Origin of the sequence: Burkholderia sp. Ac-20392 (assembly GCF_017104585.1) — a bacterium.
In the GTDB taxonomy this organism is placed as follows: domain Bacteria; phylum Pseudomonadota; class Gammaproteobacteria; order Burkholderiales; family Burkholderiaceae; genus Burkholderia; species Burkholderia lata.
The window spans coordinates 1-18,697 of record NZ_JAAGPB010000137.1 but is presented as its reverse complement, the minus strand read 5'-3'; the positions used below and the strand labels follow the sequence as shown (position 1 = coordinate 18,697).

Below are 18,697 nucleotides of genomic sequence, written 5' to 3'. Positions count from 1 at the left end.
CGCGGCGGCGCGGATCGAACAGTCGCGCGCTCACCGCGCGCCTCCGCGTGCCGCGGCCGGCAGCGTCGCGACGAGTGCGCGCCAGTCGTCACGTTCGACCTTGCCGGGCTTGCGTTCGCCGAACAGCAGCGCGACGTGGTCGCCCTGCCGGTCGAAGAGTTCAAGCGACGTGACGATGCCGTCGCTCGTCGGCTTCTTCACGACCCACGCGGCGGCGATCAGGTCCTCGCGCACGTGCAGGTTGAAACCGGGGTCGAGTACGTTGATCCATGCGCCGACCTCGCGCACGTTCGCGACGGGGCCCGTATGGATCTGGATCATCCCCGCATTGCCGACGAACACCATGATCGGCTGGCCGCTCTGCGCGGCTTGCTGGAGCACGTGACGCAGCGCATGCGCGGTTTCAACCGGATACGCGTATTGCGGATCGGCGAGCCGCAGCGCCTGCATGCGGCTCACGCCGAAGCGCTGCGTGATGCCGAAGAACTGGTGCGTGTCGGTCATCGCGTCCCACGCGGCGCGGAAGCCCGCGACGTCGATCTCGGTGTCGGCACGCTCGGGCGTTTTCGGTGCGGCGGGGGCGACCTCGAGGCCCGGCTCCTGCGACGGCGCACGCCAGCGCTCGACGAACGCGTCGTACGCGGCGTGGTCGCTGTGCGCGCGCAGGTACACCTTGTGGATCGCATGACCCTGCGCGTCGAAGAACTGCAGGCTCTTGAGCGGACCGTGCGCGGTTTCGTCGCGCACCGCGAACGCCGACACCCAGTGACGATAGAAGATGCGCAGGTCGATATCGCCGAGCGCGAGGCCGACGGGGCCGTCGTGGCTCATCTGCGCATATTCGCCATCCTTTTCGTGGACGGCCGTGTCGTTGCGCGTGAGCGCCATCACGCGGCCAAGGCGCGGCATTTCCTCGAACATCGCCGGAAAGCGCGCGTCGAGCCGCACGACGTGCTCGCCGACGAACGCGGCGAGCGCCTCGCCTTCGCTGACCCCGAGCGCCTGCGCGACGTCGCGGTTGCGCAGCTGGCGCTCGGTCTTGAGCTTGATGAACGCGTCGCGCAGCGCGGCGGCCGCGCGGGCCGGCGTGGCCGGTTGACCGGGAAGGGCGGATTGCATCATGTCGGACTCCTTCAAGTAACGGTTGGGGTGGCAGCGCGGGCGGCGCGCATCAGAAATCCACTTTCATGCTGACGGCGACCGTGCGTCCGGACGACGTATATGCATCGAGCACCTGCGAATCGGCCGCGATGCCGCGCACGTCCGACCAGTTCCAGTATTTGCGGTCGAACAGGTTGCGGATGCCGATCGTCGCGCTCACGTGCTTGTTGAAGCGGTAGCCGCCGCGCAGGTCGACGACGAACGACGACGGCGGCGAGAAGCACGCCTTGTTCGAGCAGTCGGACTTGTCGATGTCCTTGTCGCGTTTCGCGGCCTGGAACAGCAGGTCGGTCTGCACGTACCAGCGCTCGGTCGGCTCGTAGCGCACGCCGAACACGGCCGAGAACGGGTTGACGGTGTTCAGCGGCTGGCTGGCCGCGCCGTCGTTCTGCGTCGAGCCTTTCGTGAACGCCATTGCCGTCTTCAGCGTGATGCCGTTCGGCATCACCCATTCGGCGCGGCCTTCGAGGCCGTGAATGCGCGCGTCGGCGAAGTTCACGTACTGGAACACGAACGGGTCGGCCGGCCGGCCGCTGCCGGCGATCGTCGTGCGCGAGATGAAGTTGCGGTAGCGGCCCGTGAACGCGGCCGCGCTGTAGCGCACGACGCCGTAACCGGTGCCGGCCTTGCCGCGCAGGCCGGCTTCGAACGTATCGCTCGTCTCGGGCTTCAGGTTCGGATTGCCGATCGACGTGTAGCCGTACACCGGGTTCGAGAAGCTGCTGTTCACCTGGTCGGGCGTCGGCGCGCGGAAGCCGTGCGCATACTGCACGTACGGAATGACCGCGGGCGTGATCTCGTAGAGCACGGCGACGCGCGGCGACAGTTCGTTCGCGCTCGTCGATACGGCCTTGCCGGTGAACAGCGGATCGTTTTCGGTCGGGCTCAGCCGGTACGTGTCGAAGCGCAGGCCCGGCGTGACGAGCAGGCGGCCGTAGCCGATCTGGTCCTGCACGAATGCGCCGAACAGCGTGTAGTCGGTGTCGGGGAACGCCTTGTTCGGGAACGCTTCGCCGACGCCCGGCACCGTGCCGTCGCGCATGTTCGTCACGCGCGACACGCTGCCGTCGACGCCATACAGCAGCTTGTGCGCGAACGGGCCGGTCGCGAAGCCGCTTTCTGCGAACGCGGAGCCGCCGAACGTGCGCTCCTTGTACTGGTTGTCGCGCGAACGCGAAGCCGCCCGACCGCGCGTCTCGAACGCGTACTGGTCCTGCTTCGCGTCCTGGTAGTAGAACTGCACGTGCGCGGTCTGGAACCAGCGGAATGCGTCGTCGTGGAAGTCGTAGTCGACGCTGAAGCGGTTGCGCTCGAGCCGGTCGTAGGTCGTGAGGCCGAGCGTGGTCGGCGGGCTGATCGCCGACAGCACGTCGGTGCTCACGCGGCGCTGCACCGTTTCGGCGGTGAACTTGATCGTGTCGCGCGTGGTCGGCGTCAGCACGAGCTTGCCGAGCAGCGATTCCGAATAGACGTCCTGCGGGTTCGACGTGGTGCGCAGCGTGCTCGCCGAGTTGTTGCTGCCGCGCGTGTCGACCTCGTGGCCGCGCCGGCCGTCGGCGATGATCATCCCCTGCACGCGATCGTTGCCGCCCGCGGCCGACACGGTCGCGCCGACGCTGCGGTCGGCCGAGTCGTAGCTCGGCCGGAACGAGAAGTAGTAGGGCTTGTTGTAGATCGACAGCAGGTCGCGCGGATCCTTCGTGATGAAGTTCACCGCGCCGGTCAGGCCGTCGCTGCCGTAGAGCGCCGAGGCCGGCCCGCGCAGGATCTCGATGCGCTTGAGCGTGTCGAGATCGGCGTAGTCGCCGCGCCCCGCTTCGAGCGGCCCGAATGAAAACGCGTTCGGCAGGCGGATGCCGTCTTCCATCAGCAGCACGCGATTGCCTTCGAGGCCGCGGATGTTGATGCTCGAATCGCCGTCGCGGCCGCCGCCGAGCGCGGCGCTGCCGGGCCGGTACGCGGTGCGGCGCACGGTGACGCCCGGCTCGTAGCGCAGCGCGTCCTTGATATTGGTGGCCTGCTGTTCTTCCAGATCCTCGTCGGTGATCACCGAGACGGACGCAGCCGTGCGGCTCGCGGCCGTGGCGGTGCGGTTGGCCGTGACGGTGACGGGGTCGAGCAGCGCCGCATCGCCGCGTGTGGACGCGGCGACGAGCATGGTGGAAGGCGAGGTGGCGCCTTGCGGCGTCGAATCGGCGTGAGCCGTGGCGGTGGACAGGCCGAACGCGCCGAACAGCGCGGCACAGATCGGCCGCCGCGCCAGCGTATAGCAATGCACAGGTGGTCTCCCATTGATGATGACAAGCCCGAAGGCTGGCTGGGTGACGCGTTCACCTGGCTGGCCCGCCCGCGCACGGAAGGCGGCGAGCGGCGAATTGAAAGGCAACTGATAACTTTACCAGTGTAAATGAGAATTATTATCAATACAAGAACGGAAAGCGGCTCGCGTGGGTGAGCGCTTACCTGCACGGCTCGGGCGAGCCGCGGCGGGAAAATCGGGAGAAACGCGGGCCCGGCTAGGCGAGCGCTTCGATGCGGATCAGCAGGTTGCGCGCATGCGTGATGAACGCGTCGTGCGTCGCGCGATCGCTGTGGCCTTCGAGGCCGGCCTGTTCGGCGAACGCGATCTGTTCGGTGTAGAGGTCGACGAGCGCACGGCGTGCGTCAGGGGGAAGCGCGCGGATCATCGACACGATCAGCAGTTCCTGCGCGCGAAGCGTGCCGGACAGCGTCTGGACGTTCATGCTGGCCTCCTCGGACGATGCGGCGGCGAGCCGCTCATTCCATACTAGGCGGTCGGCGTACGCAGTGCAGGCGCGGTGTTGGCCAGGCGGGGGGGCGGAATGCGACTCGACGGGGCAATCGACGGCGGCGTTGCCCGACGCGAAACGCGCCGCGCGCGGCCGCGCACCGTGAATCGAAGCGTGCAGGGGGCGAACGGAATCAGCCGGCCGACTTCGCGGCCTGCGCATCGCGCACGACCTGCGCGACGCGTTCGACGAACTCGGCGTCGACGCTCGACAGCGCTTCGCGCTTGCCGTCGGGCATCTCGACCATCAGGCGATACGTGATGTCCTGCGTGGCCCATGCCAGATAGCCGACGACGGCGAGCATCACGCCGACGACGAGCGCGGCGCTCGATCCGGCGATGCCGCCTGCGACGGCGACGGCCGCGCCGATCAGCGAAATCAGCGACGGCACGAGGCGGTTCTTCGGAATCTTGACGACATCGACCTGACGGATATCACGGAGTGCGAATACCTGACCGGCGGCCGACAGGCCGTTGCGCGTGATCATCACGCCACGTTCGTTGAATGCGTTTTCCATCGTGTGTTGCGTGGACGAAAACGCGCAGCGTAGCAGGTTTCGTTGCTGCATCAAACGAGACCGACTGCCGCACGATGCGTGCGGCGCGGCTGAAAGACGGGAAGCGGGGGGAGCAAAAAGGCGTTCAGAACTGCAGGCGGCCGTCGCCGTAAAGCCGGCCCGGCACGTGTGAGGCGACGACTTCGGCGATCTCTTCGTCGGTCGATTCGGCCGGCACGATCTGGCGCCGCGCGGGCGCGTCGAGATGCATCGTCCATTCGACGAGACGATACGGCCGGCCCCACGGGCGCTGCATTTCGACCGATACGCGGCAGCTCTGGACCGGCATCGAGTGTTGGCACGTCAGAATCGCGTGCAGATGGCTGAAAACGGTATCTTCGATCATCATGGCCTCCGATCCTGTCTCGTCTTGTGGGCAATCGATGGCGGCGCCGTCGGCGGTTCAAAAAAAAAGCCGCCGATGCTCAGGCGGCCAACAGGGGGGGTGAGAGCATCCTCTCAGCCCAGAATTAAGCGAAACTTAAAAGCACATAAAAAAGCGCCCCGCGTGGAGCGGGGCGCTTCTTGCCGTCGTGATCCGCGAGTTAAGCGGATGCTTTAGAACTTGTGACGGATACCGATACGTGCGGCGATCTGGTTCTTCGAACCCGTGCCCGACGTATTGAAGTAGCTCGTGCTCGAGCCGATCTGCGCTTGCACGCCCTTGCCCGACGCTTGCTGGTACACGACCAGGCCGTACACGTCCGTACGCTTGCTGAGTGCGTAGTCGGCGATACCGTTGACCTGGTTCCAGTGCCACGAGTTGCCGCTCTGCGTTGCGTTCGTGTACGTGTAGCCGAGGCCACCCGACAGAGCCGGCGTGAATGCGTACTTCGCGCCTGCTTCATACGCGTTGTAGAACGTGCCGCCGGCGCCCGACACGGTCGAGAACTGCGTACGCGTCCACAGCAGCCATGCCGTTGCCGGGCCCCAGACGTAACGGCCACCGACGCCGTACGTGCGCAGGTCGCGGACGTTGCCCGTGCTGATGTTGGCGATCGTCGTCGAGAATGCCGGCGACGACTGGCTCGGGAAGCGGATGTCCGTGTAGGCTGCGCCAACCGACAGCGGGCCGTTCGCGTAGTTCAGGCCGAAGCTGTATGCGCGCGACGAGCCTGCCGTCGTCGTCGTGCCCGACGTCGTTGCGGCTGCGCCGGCGAAGTCCGTCGAGTTCGAGAAGCCGTACAACGCGCCGAACGTGAAGCCCGAGTAGTTCGCGCTCTGGAACTTCACGGCGTTGTTGATGCGGCTCGACGTGAGCTGGTCGAGGTCGTTCACGTGGTACGCGTAGTTACCCGCGACCGTGTTGCCACCCGTCGAGTAGTTCGAGCCGAGGATGTCGGTCGAGAACGAGTACTGGCGGCCGAACGTGACCGTACCGTATTGCGACTGGCTCAGGCCGACGTAAGCCTGGCGACCGAAGATTGCGCCGCCCTGGCCGATCGTGCCGTTACCGCTGTTGAAGCCGTTTTCGAGCACGAAGATCGCCTTCAGGCCGCCACCGAGGTCTTCGGTGCCGCGCAGGCCCCAACGGCTGCCTTGGGCAACGCCGTCGTCGTACTTGAACAGCTTGCCCGAGCCGCCGTTGGCGGTCTTGCTGTGGTTCACGTAGCTGATACCGGCATCGATAACGCCGTACAGGGTCACGCTGCTTTGTGCGTGCGCCGTGCCGGCCGTTGCTGCCAGGACGGCGATGGTCAACAGTTTCTTGTTCAAAGGATTCTCCGAGCGAATAAATGGCGTGTCCAGTTGCGGTTCCGGCGCTCTCTATGGGCGCTTTCACGGACCGGCGGCAACTTTATCGAGGGGCCACGTAATGAATATGACAGCGACTGTCATATGAAGAATCTGTGGCGTCGATGCGACACTGAATTCTGCCCACTTGTATAGTCGGTGGTTATACCGATTCAGACTGAGATTCGATCGGAATCGGGAATATGCACATGAAATAAGCTTGGTTGGTGGCGTTCCGGCCCCATGCCACGATCCGTGTTCCAACAAACGACACGGGACAAGAGGACACCATGCGACGTTCATTCCTGACCGGCCTCGGCGCACTCGCCGCCGCGCTGGCATTCGCGGCGCCCGGCGCGTACGCCGACCCGCAAACGCTGAAAATCGGCACGATGAGCGGCCCCGACGCACAGATCTGGACCGAAGTGACGAAGGTCGCCGCGCACGAAGGCCTCGCGATCAAGGTCATCGAATTCAACGACTACGTGCAGCCGAACGCGGCGCTCGATTCCGGCGATCTGGACGCGAACGGCTTCCAGCACCAGCCGTTCCTCGACAGCCAGATCAAGCAGCGCGGCTACAAGATCGTCAACGTCGGGCTCACGTACACGGCGCCGATGGGCTTCTATTCGAAAAAGCTCAAGTCGCTGAAGGACTTGCCGGTGGGGGCGAAGGTCGGGATCCAGAACGATCCGTCGAACGGCAACCGCGCGCTGCTGCTGTTGCAGAAGTACGGCGTGATCAAGCTGAAGGCGGGTGCCGGCACGAACGGCGTGAATGCGACGCCACTCGACGTCGCCGAGAACCCGAAGAAGATCAAGATCGTCGAACTCGACGCCGCGCAGCTGCCGCGCGCGCTGCCCGACGTCGATGCCGCGTCGATCAACACCGACTACGCGGTGAAAGCCGGGCTCACGCCGGTGAAGGATGCAATCGCGATCGAGGACCTGCGCGGGCCGTACGCAAACCTGATCGCGGTGCGCGCGCAGGACAAGGACAAGGCGTGGGTGAAGAAGCTCGTCGCGGCCTATGAATCGGACGACGTGCGCAAGTTCATCGATCAGAAGTTCGGCGGCGCGATCGTGCCGGCGTTCTGAACGTTTTCACGTACCGGATGGCCGGATTTCGACGATCCGGAAAGCAAATCGCCCGCGCAAGCGGGCGATCTCGTTGGTGCGTGCGGTGAACGCAATGCGCGCCGTTCACCGGCGCGCAAGCCGCCTGCTCAGGCCGACAGCAGCGAACCCGTGCGGATCGCGGTCGCGCCGGCAATCCGCGCGACTTCCATGCCGGCCGTCGCGAAGCGCACGATCTGGCGCGCGTACAGCACGCCCGACACGCTGCTCTTCAGCGTGACGACGCGATCGGTCAGCGGATCGACGATGTCGGCCACGGCCTGGCCAACCTCGATCATCACGCCGACCGGCGTGCGGAACACGATCACGCCCGACACGGGCGCGACGAGCGGATCGGTGCCCGCGAGCGGCGTGGCCGGATGCGCGAGCGGCGGCAGCGGCGCCGGCGTGCCGTCGACGACACCGCGCTCGGTCAGGTATTCGACGATCGCCTGCGCGTCCTTTTCGGCGAACTCGTACGACACGTCGCGCTCGCTGCGCAGCTCGATCGTGACGGAAATCGCGCCGTTCGGGATCGGGAAGCGGTCGCCGAAGCGGTTGCGCAGGTCCGACCAGCAGAAGCTGTGGATCTCGTCGAACGGGTTGCCGACCGAGTTCAGCGCGAGCAGCGACGCCTGCGCGTCGAGGTAGCGCGACAGCGGCTCGACGTCCGGCCACAGGTCGGGATTCGTGTAGAGGTGCATGACCGCATCGCTATCGCAGTGCAGGTCGAGCACGATATCGGCGTCGAACGACAGCTTCTGCAGCGCGAGGCGCTGCGAGTCGAGCTCGGTACGCGGCTTCTGCTCGTCGAGCGCTTCGCGCATCGCGGCGCGCACGGCGACGAGGTTGTGCTGCGCATCGTTCGTGAGGCGGTTTTCGACACGCGGCAGCACGAGCGCCGCGAGATCGTAGAAATTGCGGTTGAAGTTCTGCATCGAGCCGAGCTCGAAGCGGCCGAGGTGATCGCCGAACACGTGTTGCGACAGGCCGATCGGGTTCGGCACGGGCACGATGACGACTTCGCCGCGCAGCTTGCCGGCCGTCTCGAGCGCGGCGATCTTGCGGCGCAGCAGCGTGGCGACCAGCATGCCGGGCAGTTCGTCCGCGTGCAGCGACGACTGGATATAGACCTTCTTGCCGCCGCGCGGGCCGTAGTGAAAGCTCGTGATCTGGCGTTCGGTACCGACGGCGGGGGAAATCAGCGGATGGGTCTGCGTTTGCATGATGGGGAGTGCGGCGCAGCCGCGAATGATCCGGTGTGCGTGGAAGATCGATTGTACGTTGCCCCCTCGCCGCCATCAAACCGGCGCCAGAACACGTCGATTTTCTTTGAGAATCATCAGGTTGGTGCGGAAAAAATAACGCCGCCGGCACCGCGTGCGAAAAAAAACGGGCTCCTTGCGGAGCCCGTTCGTGCCGAAGCGAAGCGTGCGCTTGGCAGGCGGATTACTTGCCGTAGACGTCGAAATCGAAGTACTTCTTCGCGATCTTGTCGTACGTGCCGTCCTTGCGCATGCCGGCGATCGCGCCGTCGATCTTCGTCTTCAGGTCGGTGTCTTCCTTGCGCAGGCCGATGCCGGCGCCGTTGCCGAGCGTCTTCGGATCGTCGATGTCCTTGCCGGCGAAATCGAAGTTCGCGCCGCGCGGCGTCTTCAGGAAGCCGATTTCAGCCTGCACCGCGTCCTGCAGCGCGCCGTCCAGACGGCCCGAGATCAGGTCGGCGTAGACCTGGTCCTGGTTCTGGTAAGGCACGACGTTCACGCCCTTCGAGGCCCAGTACGTCTTCGCATAGGTTTCCTGGATCGTGCCCTGCTCGACGCCCACCGACTTGCCCTTCAGCGATTCGGCCGTCGGCATCAGGCCGGCGCCCTTCTTCGTGACGAGGCGCGTCGGCGTGTTGAACAGCTTCGCCGAGAAGGCGATCTGTTCCTGACGCGCCGGCGTCATCGACATCGACGACAGCACGCCGTCGAACTTGCGGGCCTTCAGTGCCGGAATCATCCCGTCGAAGTCGTTTTCGATCCACACGCACTTCGCGTTCATGCGGCGGCAGATTTCATTGCCGAGGTCGACGTCGAACCCGACCACCTTGCCGTCAGCGCCTTTCGATTCGAAAGGCGGGTAGCTTGCGTCGACGCCGAACCGCACGGTCGTCCAGTCCTTCGCATACGCGGTGCCTGCCGATACGGCGAGCAGGGCTACGGTCACAGCCGCAAGAATCTTTTTCACTCGGTGACTCCTCGTTTTGTTCGATGGGTGCGCGGTTGTGCCGCGCCGTAAGCCTTCGGCCCGGCGCGGCTTCGCGACAGGCTGTCCGTTTCGCCACCCGATGCGGGCGCGCGACGTGCGCAAGATTATCAAGACAAAATACCGGCAGGGCGCCTAGGACAAGCCCCGATACCGGGCCCGGCGGCGGCGCGTCGGGTGCGCCGCCGTTTCAGACACAGGAACGATTCAGCCGAGCGTTTCGTTGACCGCGCGCTGCAGGCACGTGACGAATTGCGTGACGGCGGGCGTGGGCAGCAGGTCGCGCCGCGCGATGATCGACAGGTCGAAGCGCGGCATGCTTTCGTCGAGTTCGGCCGTGCGGATGCCGAGCGGCGCGACCATCGCGGCCAGCGGGCGCGTGAAGCAGCCGATCACGTCCGAGCGCGCGACGAGCCCGAGGGTCACCGCGAACGACATCGGCGATCGCAGCAGGCGCTTCGGCAGCGGCAGCCCGTGCGCCTCGAACATCCCGACCATCACGCTGTGCGGAAACTGCTCGGCGCCGACGGTGACGATCCATTCGGCATCGAGCAATTCCTCTAACCGGCGCGCATGCGCAAGCGGGTGGCCTTCGCGCATCACCACGGTGAATTCGGTCGACAGCAGCGGCGATTGCGTGAAATCGCGGTCGAGCGCGGGCACATGGTGCATCGCAGCGATGTCGAGCGTGCCGTTGCGCAACTGCGCGAGCGCGTCGGGCACCGTCACTTCCTCGAGATGCAGGCTCACGTTCGGCATCGACTGGCGGAATGCCGTCACCGCGCGCGGCAGCGCGGTCAGCGCGATCGAAGGCATCGTGCCGACCGCGACGCGCCCCGACATCTCGCCTTTCACCTGCTCGACGGCCTCGACCGTGCGGCGGATATCGCCGAGCAGCTGCTCGGCGCGCGGCAGCAGCGCATGGCCGCATGCGGTCAGCTCGACGCCGCGTACGCTGCGCGCGAGCAGTTCCGCGTTGAGCGCCGTTTCGAGCTCACGGATCGTATGCGTGATCGCGGGCTGCGTGACGCCGAGTTCGCGTGCGGCGGCGCGCAGGCTCTTGTGATGCGCGGCGGAGACGAACGCCTGGAGCTGCGCGATGTTCAGGGGGTTGCGGATGCGGGTCATCGATCGGGTCCGGTTGGCGCGATGCTGTGGCGGGCGATAGGGTGTTGCTGAATTCGGTAGCGATCCTGACGGTTGCGTGCGCATGATCTTTCGCTACCAGGGATCGGCAACGCGAGCCGCGGTGCGGCAGGTAGTGACGAGGTGATCATCATGCGCCGGTTCGCGCGCGGAACGCCTGACGATACCGCTGCGGCGACGTGCCGACGATGCGCGCGAAGCGCTCGCGAAACGCGGTAACCGAACCGAAACCGGCCTCCGTCGCGACATGCTCGATCGACAGCTCTGTGACCTCCAGCAACTGCTGCGCATGCCTGACGCGCGCGGTCTGCAGCCATTGCCGTGGCGACGTGCCCGTCTGCTCCTGGAAGCGCCGCGTCAGTGTGCGCACGCTCGTCGACGCCTTGCGGGCCATCGCGTCGAGCGTGAGCGGCTTGCGCAGGTTGGCCTGCAGCCAGTCCATCAGCCCCTGCAGGCCATCGGTGCCGCTCGGCCATTCCGGCGCGATGAACTGCGCCTGCCCGCCCTCGCGGACCCGCGGCGCCACCGCACAGCGCGCCGCGTCGACGGCGACTGCCGCGCCGTAGTCGGCCTGGATCAGGTGCAGGCAAAGATCGAGGCCGGCCGCCGCGCCGGCCGACGTCAGTATCTGTCCGTTGTCGACGAACAGCACGTTCGGATCGACCGTCACGCCTGGATAGCGGCGCGCGAGTTCGGCGGCCGCGAGCCAGTGCGTGGTCGCGCGCAGGCCGTCGAGCAGCCCGGCTTCCGCGAGCACGAACGCGCCGCTGCAGATCGACGCGATCCGGCAACCGCGCGCGGCTGCCGCGCGCAGTGCCGCGATCACGTGACGCGACGTGGGCGCGAGCGGCACGGACGTGCCGGGAACGACGATCGTGTCGGCATCGGCGAGCGCGTCGAGACGAAACGGGGGGCGCAGGTCGAACAGGTCGCCCGCGACACGTGCGTGCTCGCTGCACACGCGGACGCGGTAGGGCTGCGCGACGGTGGGCGAACGCACACGTGCGAACGTGTCGCACGCGATGCCCAGATCGAACGGGACGACCTCGGGCAGGGCGAGAACGGCGACCGTATGCATGGCGTTCGAGGGCTTGGCCAGAATCCGTTTAAAGATGTCATTTTAGCCAATGGCCCGGAACGGCACCACACGCGACAATCGTCGCGGGCCAACCTGGAGACTGCCGATGCAACAAGACGATCGCAATGCGCTGCGGAACCTGCAATACCTGTCGTTGCTGGAGGCGACCACGCTTGTCGTGCTGGTGTGCGTCGCCGTGCCGCTCAAGCACCTGGCCGGTTATCCGGCTGCGGTATCGATCATGGGCCCGGTGCACGGCATCGCGTTCGCGATGTACGTGTGGGCGGTCGTCGGCACCGCATCGAGCGGGCTGTGGAGCAGGGCTGAAGTCGCGCGGCTCGTGCTGGCGGCCGTCGTGCCGTTTGTCGGCCTGACGAGTGCCGGATGGATCGCGCGCAGGAGGCATGCGCAATGATCTATCTGTGGCTCAAGGCCGTTCATGTCGTTGCCATGGTCACGTTCGTCGGCGGCCTGCTGCTGCTGTCTGTCGGCGTGCGCATCGCCAACCTCGCCGTGCATCGCGCGGTGCGCCGCTGGGACCGCACGGTGACGACACCCGCGCTTGCGCTCGTCTGGATCGCGGGGATCGCACTGGCGCTGAACGGTCACTGGTTCGGCGCGGCGTGGCTGTCGGTCAAGCTCGTGGTGGTCGTTGCGCTGTCGGCGCTGCACGGGATCCTGGCCGGCACGCTGCGGCGGATGGAACGCGACGATCTCGTCGTCGTGCCGGCGCCGTGGCTCGGGCAGGCGGCGGGGGTGGTCGTGGCCGCGACGGCGATCGTCGTCGGGCTGGTCGTGATCAAGCCGTTCTGATGCGCAGGCCGGCGCGTGCCGGCCATCGGCAGAGGCGGGATGGTTCCTACGCCAGCGCCATCTCCACCGCCGCCAGCGTGCGGCGCCGAATCCAGCCGCTCGCCATCCGGATCGCAAGCCAGTACGGCATGAACAGCAGCCGCGTGCGTACGGTCGGGCAATGCACGAAGGTTTCGGTGCGCAGCATGTGCGCGCCCGACGCGAGCCCGACGACTTCGAAGCGGAGCACCAGCTTCGCATCGCGCGGGTCGTCGTGCCGCACGAACGCCGCCGCGTCGGCGATCTTCAGCACGCCGAGGTCCGGACGCCAGAAGCGGCCGATCAGGCCGAACGACAGCGACGTTTCGTCGCGATGCAGCGGCGTGAACGCATGGAGGCCGAAGCGTTCGCGTTCGACTCGCGGCGTGCCGTGGCGCAGCGACGCAGCGAGGGCCACCGGGAATTCACGGACGTTGAGCAGTGCGTCGACGACCGGATCCGTGCGCATGTCGAGCGCGGCGACCGTGTCGATGATGCGCGCCGGCGCGGCATCGATCGGCTTCGATTCATGCACTTCGTGGAAGCCGAACGACGGGATGAACGGCGGCTTGTGCGCCGACGTCCGGGTGCTCGATTCGGAGACGATGCCGAGCGCGTTCATGGGGGCTCCTGAAGGCAAAGCACGATCGTAGCACCGGGGGCGGATTCACGCCGCGCCGTTGATGCGATGCACGCCGCATGGCGCCGCCTCAACAAAAAAAGCCTGGAAACTTGCGTTCCCAGGCCTGGAGACCATCAACGATGATGGTGGAGGAGACGATGTCGTCCCGATGCGCGCCGTCCTTCTGCCGGCGACGTCGCGCACGTTTCGCGGTCAGATCGCCCAGCCGCCGAGATAGAACGTGACGAGCACGGCCGCGATGAGCACGGTGCCGACGTTGAGCTTGCGGAATTCGCCGCTGGCGAGGCGGCCGATCACGAGCGTCGAGAAGCCGAGCATGATGCCCGTCACGATGTTCGCGGTCAGCACGATGAACACCGCGCACACGAGGCCCGACATCGCGTCGACCATGTCGTCCATGTGCAGCTTGCTCACGCTGCCGAGCATCAGCAGGCCGACGTACATCAGCGCCGGTGCCGTGGCGTACGACGGCACGAGGCCCGCGAGCGGCGAGAAGAACATCACGACGAGGAACAGCAGGCCGACCACGGCGGCCGCGAGGCCTGTCTTCGCACCGGCGGCCACGCCGACGCTCGACTCGATGTAGGCTGCCGCCGGCGCGCCGCCGAGGAAGCCGGAGAAGATCGAGCTGATCGAATCGGCGGTCAGCGCGCGGCCGCCGTTGATGATGCGGCCGTTCTCGTCGAGCTGGCCGGCCTGGCCTGCGACTGCGCGGATCGTGCCGGTCGCGTCGAACACGGCGGTCATCACCAGCGCCAGCACGCTCGGCAGCACGGCCATCGACAGGGCGCCCTTGATGTCCATCGCGCCGATCAGCGACGCATGGCCCGGTGCGCTCAGCGACGGCAGCGCGAAGATGCCGTGGTACTTCACGCTCGGATCGAAGATCAGGCCGAAGATCGAGATCGCGATCACGACGAGCAGGATGCCGCCCGGCACGCGACGCTTTTCGAGGCCGAAGATCGCGGCGAGGCCGATGACCGACATGATGACAGGGAGCGAAGTGATCTGACCGAGCGAGACCGGCAGGCCGGCGCCCGGGTTCTTGATCACGAGGCCGACGTCGTTCGATGCGATCAGCAGCAGGAACAGGCCGATGCCGATCCCGGTGCCGTGCGCGACGCCCGCGGGCAGGTTGCGCAGGATCCACGAACGCACGCCGGTGACGGAAATGCCGGTGAACACGAGGCCCATCAGGAACACGGCGCCGAGTGCGACGGTCGGCGACAGCCCTTTGCCGAGCACGAGGCCGAACGCGGTGAACGCGGTCAGCGAGATCGCGCAGCCGATCGCGATCGGCAGCTTCGCCCACAGGCCCATCAACAGCGAACCGAACGCGGTGGTGAGGCAGACCGCGACGAACACGGCACTCGTGTCGAAGCCGGCCTTGCCGAACATGCCGGGAACGACGAACACGGAATAGACCATCGCGAGGAAGGTCGTGACGCCGGCAATGATCTCGCGGCGCTGCGTGCTGCCGCGCGACGAAATGCCGAAGTACCGGTCGATGACTCCCTTGGTGCCAAAGTCAGTTTCTTCCGCGCCGACGCCGACCGTCGGCTGCACCGGGGTATCACTCATGAGCTTGCTCCTTTATCAGCATGCTGAAACGGCCCGTAGCGAACCGTCGTCAGGGTGTCTCGTATCTAGTTGGGATTGTCGGCAACGTCGTGGGGACGAATGACGCGTGATCCGTGTCGTTACGTGCGAATCGAAACGATCGCGAGGGTGTCGCGTCGTGCGACGCGTTGTGGGGTCGACCCCGTCACGTGTGCTTTGCCGTAGCGAAGGTTAGGCGAACGGCCCATCACGTCCCATTGGGAAAAGAGCATGCAGCGCATGTCTCAGCGCTTATATCGGCGTGCAACGGGGCTCCGTCGCGACGACACGCGTGTATACGCCTAGTTCGAATCCGTTAAGGCGATTATTTGAACGCGAGGTCGACGGGCTGGGGGAAAGCGGGGGATGCATCAAAAATTACAAATGTCTTTCATGATGGCTGGGCAGGCCGGTGGAAACAGGGGCCGGTGACGGGATTCGCCGCCGCGCGCAACCTGCATTCGGACGATCGCGCCATCGCGCGGGGGCGGTTTTCGTCGTCGCCCCGGCCTCAATTGTGCGCGAGATGGTCGAGATATGCGCAGAACATGTCGGCCATCGCGGTCGAATACGCGTCGATTTCGTCGGGCGAGCGCTCGTTTTCCGAAAACGCCTTGCCCGCCGTGGTGAGCGTCGTGGTGATCAGGTCGCACGCGAGTGTGCGCGTGGCTGCCGGGGCATCGGGCAGCGCCTCCCGCATGAACGCCTGGAAGATGCGGTTGCCGGCCGCTTTCGCTTCCTGCGCCTCGGGCGCGTCGCGATAGAGCGGTGCGGTGTCGTCGAGCGCGATGCGCATCCGCGCCTCGTCGCATTCGGAACGGATGAACGCGTGAACCGCCGCGCGCAGCCGCTCGGGCGGCGTCTGGCTCGCGTCCTCCAGCATCCCGCGCAGCATCTCGGCCGTCTGCCGCCATTCGTCGTGCTGCAACCGGAACAGCACGGCCGCCTTGTTCGGGAAGTACTGGTACAGCGAGCCGACGCTCACGCCGGCGCGTTCGGCGACCCGCGCCATCGTGAAGCGCTGCGCGCCTTCGCTCGCCAAAACCTGAACAGCAGCCTGCAGGACGTCTTCGACGAGCCGGGTCGAGCGGGCCTGCTGAGGCTGCTTGCGCGTGGCAATCCGGGCGTTCGGGCGGTCGGTCATGAGCGGTTTGCCAATGCGAATAGTAAAACCTGAATAGTTCGTCATATTCTAGTCGGGTGCCACGACGCACTCAACCCGAACCCGGAGATTCGCATGACCACCCTGACGCTCGACCCGCTGGCTTCGCTGCTGGCACGCCTGTTCGACGAAGCCGACGCTTCGTCGCCCGCGACGAGCCCGGACTTCGCCAGCCTGCCGCGCGACGAGCAAGCGCGGCTGATGCGCAGCAAGACCGACTACACCGATCTGTATGCACGCCTGAAGGACTATCCGCTTGCGGTGTCGCGCGAAACGGGCACGCTGCTGTACATGCTCGCGCGCAGCGGCGGCGTGCGGTCGATCGTCGAATTCGGCACGTCGTTCGGCATTTCGACGCTGCATCTCGCGGCCGCGCTGCGCGACAACGGCGGCGGCCTGCTGATCACGAGCGAATTCGAACCGTCGAAAGTCGTGCGGGCGCGGGCGAACCTGGCCGCCGCCGGGCTTGCCGATCTCGTCGAGATCCGCGAGGGCGATGCGCTGCGCACGCTGGCCACCGATTTGCCGGAAACGGTCGACCTGTTGCTGCTCGATGGCGCGAAGGCGCTGTATCCCGAGGTGCTTGCACTCGTCGAGCACCGGTTGCGGCCCGGCGCGTTCGTCGTTGCCGACAATGCCGATTTCAGCCCCGACTATCTCGCTTACGTACGCTCACCGGAGAACGGCTATCTGTCGGTGCCGTTCGGCGGCGATGTCGAGTTGTCGATGCGGATCGGTTGAGCGCAGCGCGACCTGAACGGAGGCATGCATCCTTGCTTGAAGAATAGGATGACTGATTAATCTGGCGTGTGAAAGTCAACACCGCGACGGCGCCCGACGCTTCGGGCGCCGTCGCGCGTTACTTCAGGAACACATAGCGCGCGAAATACGGAAAGCGGCCGATCGCATGCTCGGTCGAACACGCTGCATCCGGCGGCATGCCGCCCGCGGTGTCGAGCCGCTGCACAAAGCGCACGCCGGCAAGCGTGCCGGCCGTGGCCTTCGCGTCCGTTGCGGCCGGTGTCGCAGCGAGCAGGAGTTGCGGAATGCTGCCCGGGCGTGCACTTGGCGCTTCCGCGAGCTTCTTGCCGGTGATGCGGCTGCCGTCGGGCGCTTCCCATGACGGCCCCGTGCCGTGCCGGACGACGAGCGTGCCGCCGGCGTCGAACAGCATCGCTTCCGGGTGCTGGAACACCCACGCGAGCTTGTGTCCGGCATCGTAGTCGCACGTGTAGACCTGGATGCCAGCCGCGGTCGTCGACAGCACGGGCGTGGCCGGCTGGGGCGGCGCGAGGCCAGAGGAGTCGTCGGCGCGGGCGGACGACGCGCAGAAGGCTAGTGCAACGCAGGCCGCGGCGGCCGGCAGCAGGGGGCGTTTCGGGAAGCGGCTTCGCATGGCGAGGCATCCTTTCAGGTCGGGTGACGGGTATACGTCGACGAACCCGTAAACGCTAGACGCCAATTGCACCGGCTGCAATGCGCAAATGGCAATCGAGGCGATAGCCGCCGCGATTGCGCGCGGCCCGGGATGCGCGGCCGTTGGTTGACGCGGCCGCGCATGCCCGACTCAACCTCGAATCGAGCCAACCGGCGTCGGTGCATGTGCGGCGATCAGGCGCTCGGCTTTCAGCGCATCCCACAGTTCGACCGGGATCGACATCGCCGCGAGACGCAGGTTGTCGTCGATGCGATCGGGGCGGCTTGCGCCAGGGATCGCGGCCGCGACGGCCGGGTGCGCGAGCGAGAATTGCAGCGCCACCGCGCGGACGTCGACGCCGAATCGTTCGCAGATCTGGCGGATGCGCGCGACGCGGTCGAGCATGGCCTGCGTGGCCGGCTGATACTCGTAATGGGTTCCGCCCGCCAGCACACCCGAGTTGTACGGGCCGCCGACGATGATGCCGAGCCCGCGCGCGGCGCTTTCCGGCATCAGCCGTTCGAGCGCGCCGGCATGATCGAGCAGCGTGTAGCGGCCGGCGAGCAGGAAGCCGTCGGGGTCCGCGCGTTCGAGCGCGAGCTCGCACGGTTCGACGCGGTTCACGCCGAGGCCCCAGCCCTGGATGACCTTTTCGTCGCGCAGCCGCGTGAGGGCCCTGGCCGCGCCCGACATCGCGACGTCGAACACGTCGCGCCAGGCGTCGCCGTGAAAATCGACGGCCGGGTCGTGAATCCACACGGTGTCGAGCCGGTCGGTGCGCAGCCGCTTGAGGCTCGCGTCGATCGAGCGCAACGTGCCGTCTTCGGTGTAGTCGTAGACGATCCGGTTCGGCAGCCCGTGGCGGAACAGGCCGCCTTTTTCGCCGAGATCGCGTTGCGATGCGTCTTCGTGTTCGTCGAGGACGAGCCGGCCGACCTTGGTGCCGAGCGAATACGCGTCGCGCGGGCGCCCCGCGAGCGCTTCGCCGAGGCGCAGCTCGGCGAGGCCGGCGCCATACAGCGGCGCGGCGTCGAAGTAGCGGATACCGCTTTCCCACGCCGCGTCGACCGTGGCCAGCGCTTCTTCGTGCGGGATGTCCCGGTACATGTTGCCCAGCGGCGCGGTGCCGAAACCCAGGCGGGAAGGGAGCGTGATTCTCATGAGCAGTCTCGGGTATGCCGGTTCAGGCCGCGGG

Annotated in this window: 19 protein-coding genes; 4 read left to right on the top strand and 15 right to left on the bottom strand. The window is 66.5% G+C overall.

Annotated features, from left to right (window positions below; all coding sequences use genetic code 11):
- Nucleotides 1-30: 30 nt before the first annotated feature.
- From G3N99_RS17105 to G3N99_RS17080, 6 genes are all read right to left on the bottom strand, one after another.
- Nucleotides 31-1,122, bottom strand: a complete 1,092-nt coding sequence (locus tag G3N99_RS17105) for a ChuX/HutX family heme-like substrate-binding protein (protein WP_206122991.1) — start codon at nucleotides 1,120-1,122, stop codon at nucleotides 31-33.
- A 49-nt stretch (nucleotides 1,123-1,171) separates the two neighbouring features.
- A complete protein-coding gene (locus tag G3N99_RS17100; RefSeq protein WP_206122990.1) occupies nucleotides 1,172-3,439 on the bottom strand; it encodes a TonB-dependent hemoglobin/transferrin/lactoferrin family receptor in 2,268 nt (755 codons plus the stop codon).
- 238 nt (nucleotides 3,440-3,677) lie between these two features.
- Nucleotides 3,678-3,905 (bottom strand): hypothetical protein, encoded by a 228-nt coding sequence (locus G3N99_RS17095; protein ID WP_011353836.1) that lies wholly within the window; start codon nucleotides 3,903-3,905, stop codon nucleotides 3,678-3,680.
- Nucleotides 3,906-4,104: 199 nt separating this feature from the next.
- A complete protein-coding gene (locus G3N99_RS17090) occupies nucleotides 4,105-4,488 on the bottom strand; it encodes a DUF6232 family protein (RefSeq protein ID WP_174941198.1) in 384 nt (127 codons plus the stop codon).
- A gap of 124 nt (nucleotides 4,489-4,612) precedes the next feature.
- A complete protein-coding gene (locus tag G3N99_RS17085) occupies nucleotides 4,613-4,873 on the bottom strand; it encodes a DUF2866 domain-containing protein (protein WP_011353838.1) in 261 nt (86 codons plus the stop codon).
- Between the two features lie 212 nt (nucleotides 4,874-5,085).
- Nucleotides 5,086-6,243, bottom strand: a complete 1,158-nt coding sequence (locus tag G3N99_RS17080; RefSeq protein WP_174942044.1) for a porin — start codon at nucleotides 6,241-6,243, stop codon at nucleotides 5,086-5,088.
- 308 nt (nucleotides 6,244-6,551) lie between these two features.
- Between G3N99_RS17080 and G3N99_RS17075 the strand changes: the two genes are divergently transcribed.
- Nucleotides 6,552-7,358, top strand: coding sequence for a MetQ/NlpA family lipoprotein (locus tag G3N99_RS17075; RefSeq protein ID WP_206122989.1), 807 nt, complete (start codon nucleotides 6,552-6,554; stop codon nucleotides 7,356-7,358).
- Between the two features lie 128 nt (nucleotides 7,359-7,486).
- On the opposite strand, the gene G3N99_RS17070 is transcribed toward G3N99_RS17075, so the two are convergent.
- From G3N99_RS17070 to G3N99_RS17055, 4 genes are all read right to left on the bottom strand, one after another.
- Nucleotides 7,487-8,602 (bottom strand): succinylglutamate desuccinylase/aspartoacylase family protein, encoded by a 1,116-nt coding sequence (locus G3N99_RS17070; protein ID WP_174941192.1) that lies wholly within the window; start codon nucleotides 8,600-8,602, stop codon nucleotides 7,487-7,489.
- Nucleotides 8,603-8,825: 223 nt separating this feature from the next.
- On the bottom strand, nucleotides 8,826-9,608 hold the full coding sequence (locus tag G3N99_RS17065) for an ABC transporter substrate-binding protein (RefSeq protein ID WP_174941190.1): 783 nt from the start codon (nucleotides 9,606-9,608) through the stop codon (nucleotides 8,826-8,828).
- Nucleotides 9,609-9,833: 225 nt separating this feature from the next.
- Nucleotides 9,834-10,754: a LysR substrate-binding domain-containing protein gene (locus G3N99_RS17060; protein ID WP_174916361.1), complete on the bottom strand. Its 921-nt coding sequence runs from the start codon at nucleotides 10,752-10,754 to the stop codon at nucleotides 9,834-9,836.
- A gap of 148 nt (nucleotides 10,755-10,902) precedes the next feature.
- Nucleotides 10,903-11,850: a helix-turn-helix domain-containing protein gene (locus G3N99_RS17055; RefSeq protein WP_174941188.1), complete on the bottom strand. Its 948-nt coding sequence runs from the start codon at nucleotides 11,848-11,850 to the stop codon at nucleotides 10,903-10,905.
- Between the two features lie 106 nt (nucleotides 11,851-11,956).
- On the opposite strand from G3N99_RS17055, the gene G3N99_RS17050 reads away from it, so the two are divergent.
- Nucleotides 11,957-12,265, top strand: coding sequence for a DUF3817 domain-containing protein (locus G3N99_RS17050; RefSeq protein ID WP_174942047.1), 309 nt, complete (start codon nucleotides 11,957-11,959; stop codon nucleotides 12,263-12,265).
- Nucleotides 12,262-12,663: a CopD family protein gene (locus G3N99_RS17045; RefSeq protein WP_206122988.1), complete on the top strand. Its 402-nt coding sequence runs from the start codon at nucleotides 12,262-12,264 to the stop codon at nucleotides 12,661-12,663. The genes G3N99_RS17050 and G3N99_RS17045 overlap by 4 nt, the downstream gene beginning before the upstream one ends.
- 46 nt (nucleotides 12,664-12,709) lie before the next feature.
- On the opposite strand, the gene G3N99_RS17040 is transcribed toward G3N99_RS17045, so the two are convergent.
- The 3 genes from G3N99_RS17040 to G3N99_RS17030 form a co-directional block, all read right to left on the bottom strand.
- Nucleotides 12,710-13,303 (bottom strand): hypothetical protein, encoded by a 594-nt coding sequence (locus G3N99_RS17040; RefSeq protein WP_174941182.1) that lies wholly within the window; start codon nucleotides 13,301-13,303, stop codon nucleotides 12,710-12,712.
- A 213-nt stretch (nucleotides 13,304-13,516) separates the two neighbouring features.
- Complete coding sequence (locus G3N99_RS17035) at nucleotides 13,517-14,905, bottom strand: NCS2 family permease (RefSeq protein WP_206122987.1); 1,389 nt, start codon at nucleotides 14,903-14,905, stop codon at nucleotides 13,517-13,519.
- A gap of 529 nt (nucleotides 14,906-15,434) precedes the next feature.
- Nucleotides 15,435-16,112 (bottom strand): TetR family transcriptional regulator, encoded by a 678-nt coding sequence (locus tag G3N99_RS17030; RefSeq protein WP_206122986.1) that lies wholly within the window; start codon nucleotides 16,110-16,112, stop codon nucleotides 15,435-15,437.
- A gap of 48 nt (nucleotides 16,113-16,160) precedes the next feature.
- Between G3N99_RS17030 and G3N99_RS17025 the strand changes: the two genes are divergently transcribed.
- Nucleotides 16,161-16,826: a class I SAM-dependent methyltransferase gene (locus G3N99_RS17025; protein WP_206122985.1), complete on the top strand. Its 666-nt coding sequence runs from the start codon at nucleotides 16,161-16,163 to the stop codon at nucleotides 16,824-16,826.
- A gap of 118 nt (nucleotides 16,827-16,944) precedes the next feature.
- Here the strand turns inward: G3N99_RS17025 and G3N99_RS17020 are convergent, their stop codons facing one another.
- Nucleotides 16,945-17,481 carry a DUF3455 domain-containing protein gene (locus G3N99_RS17020; RefSeq protein WP_174985960.1) on the bottom strand — a complete coding sequence of 179 codons (537 nt, stop codon included), beginning with the start codon at nucleotides 17,479-17,481 and terminating at the stop codon, nucleotides 16,945-16,947.
- A 171-nt stretch (nucleotides 17,482-17,652) separates the two neighbouring features.
- Entirely contained in the window at nucleotides 17,653-18,663 is a 1,011-nt protein-coding gene (locus G3N99_RS17015) for an aldo/keto reductase (RefSeq protein ID WP_206122984.1), read from the bottom strand.
- Between the last annotated feature and the right edge of the window lie 34 nt (nucleotides 18,664-18,697).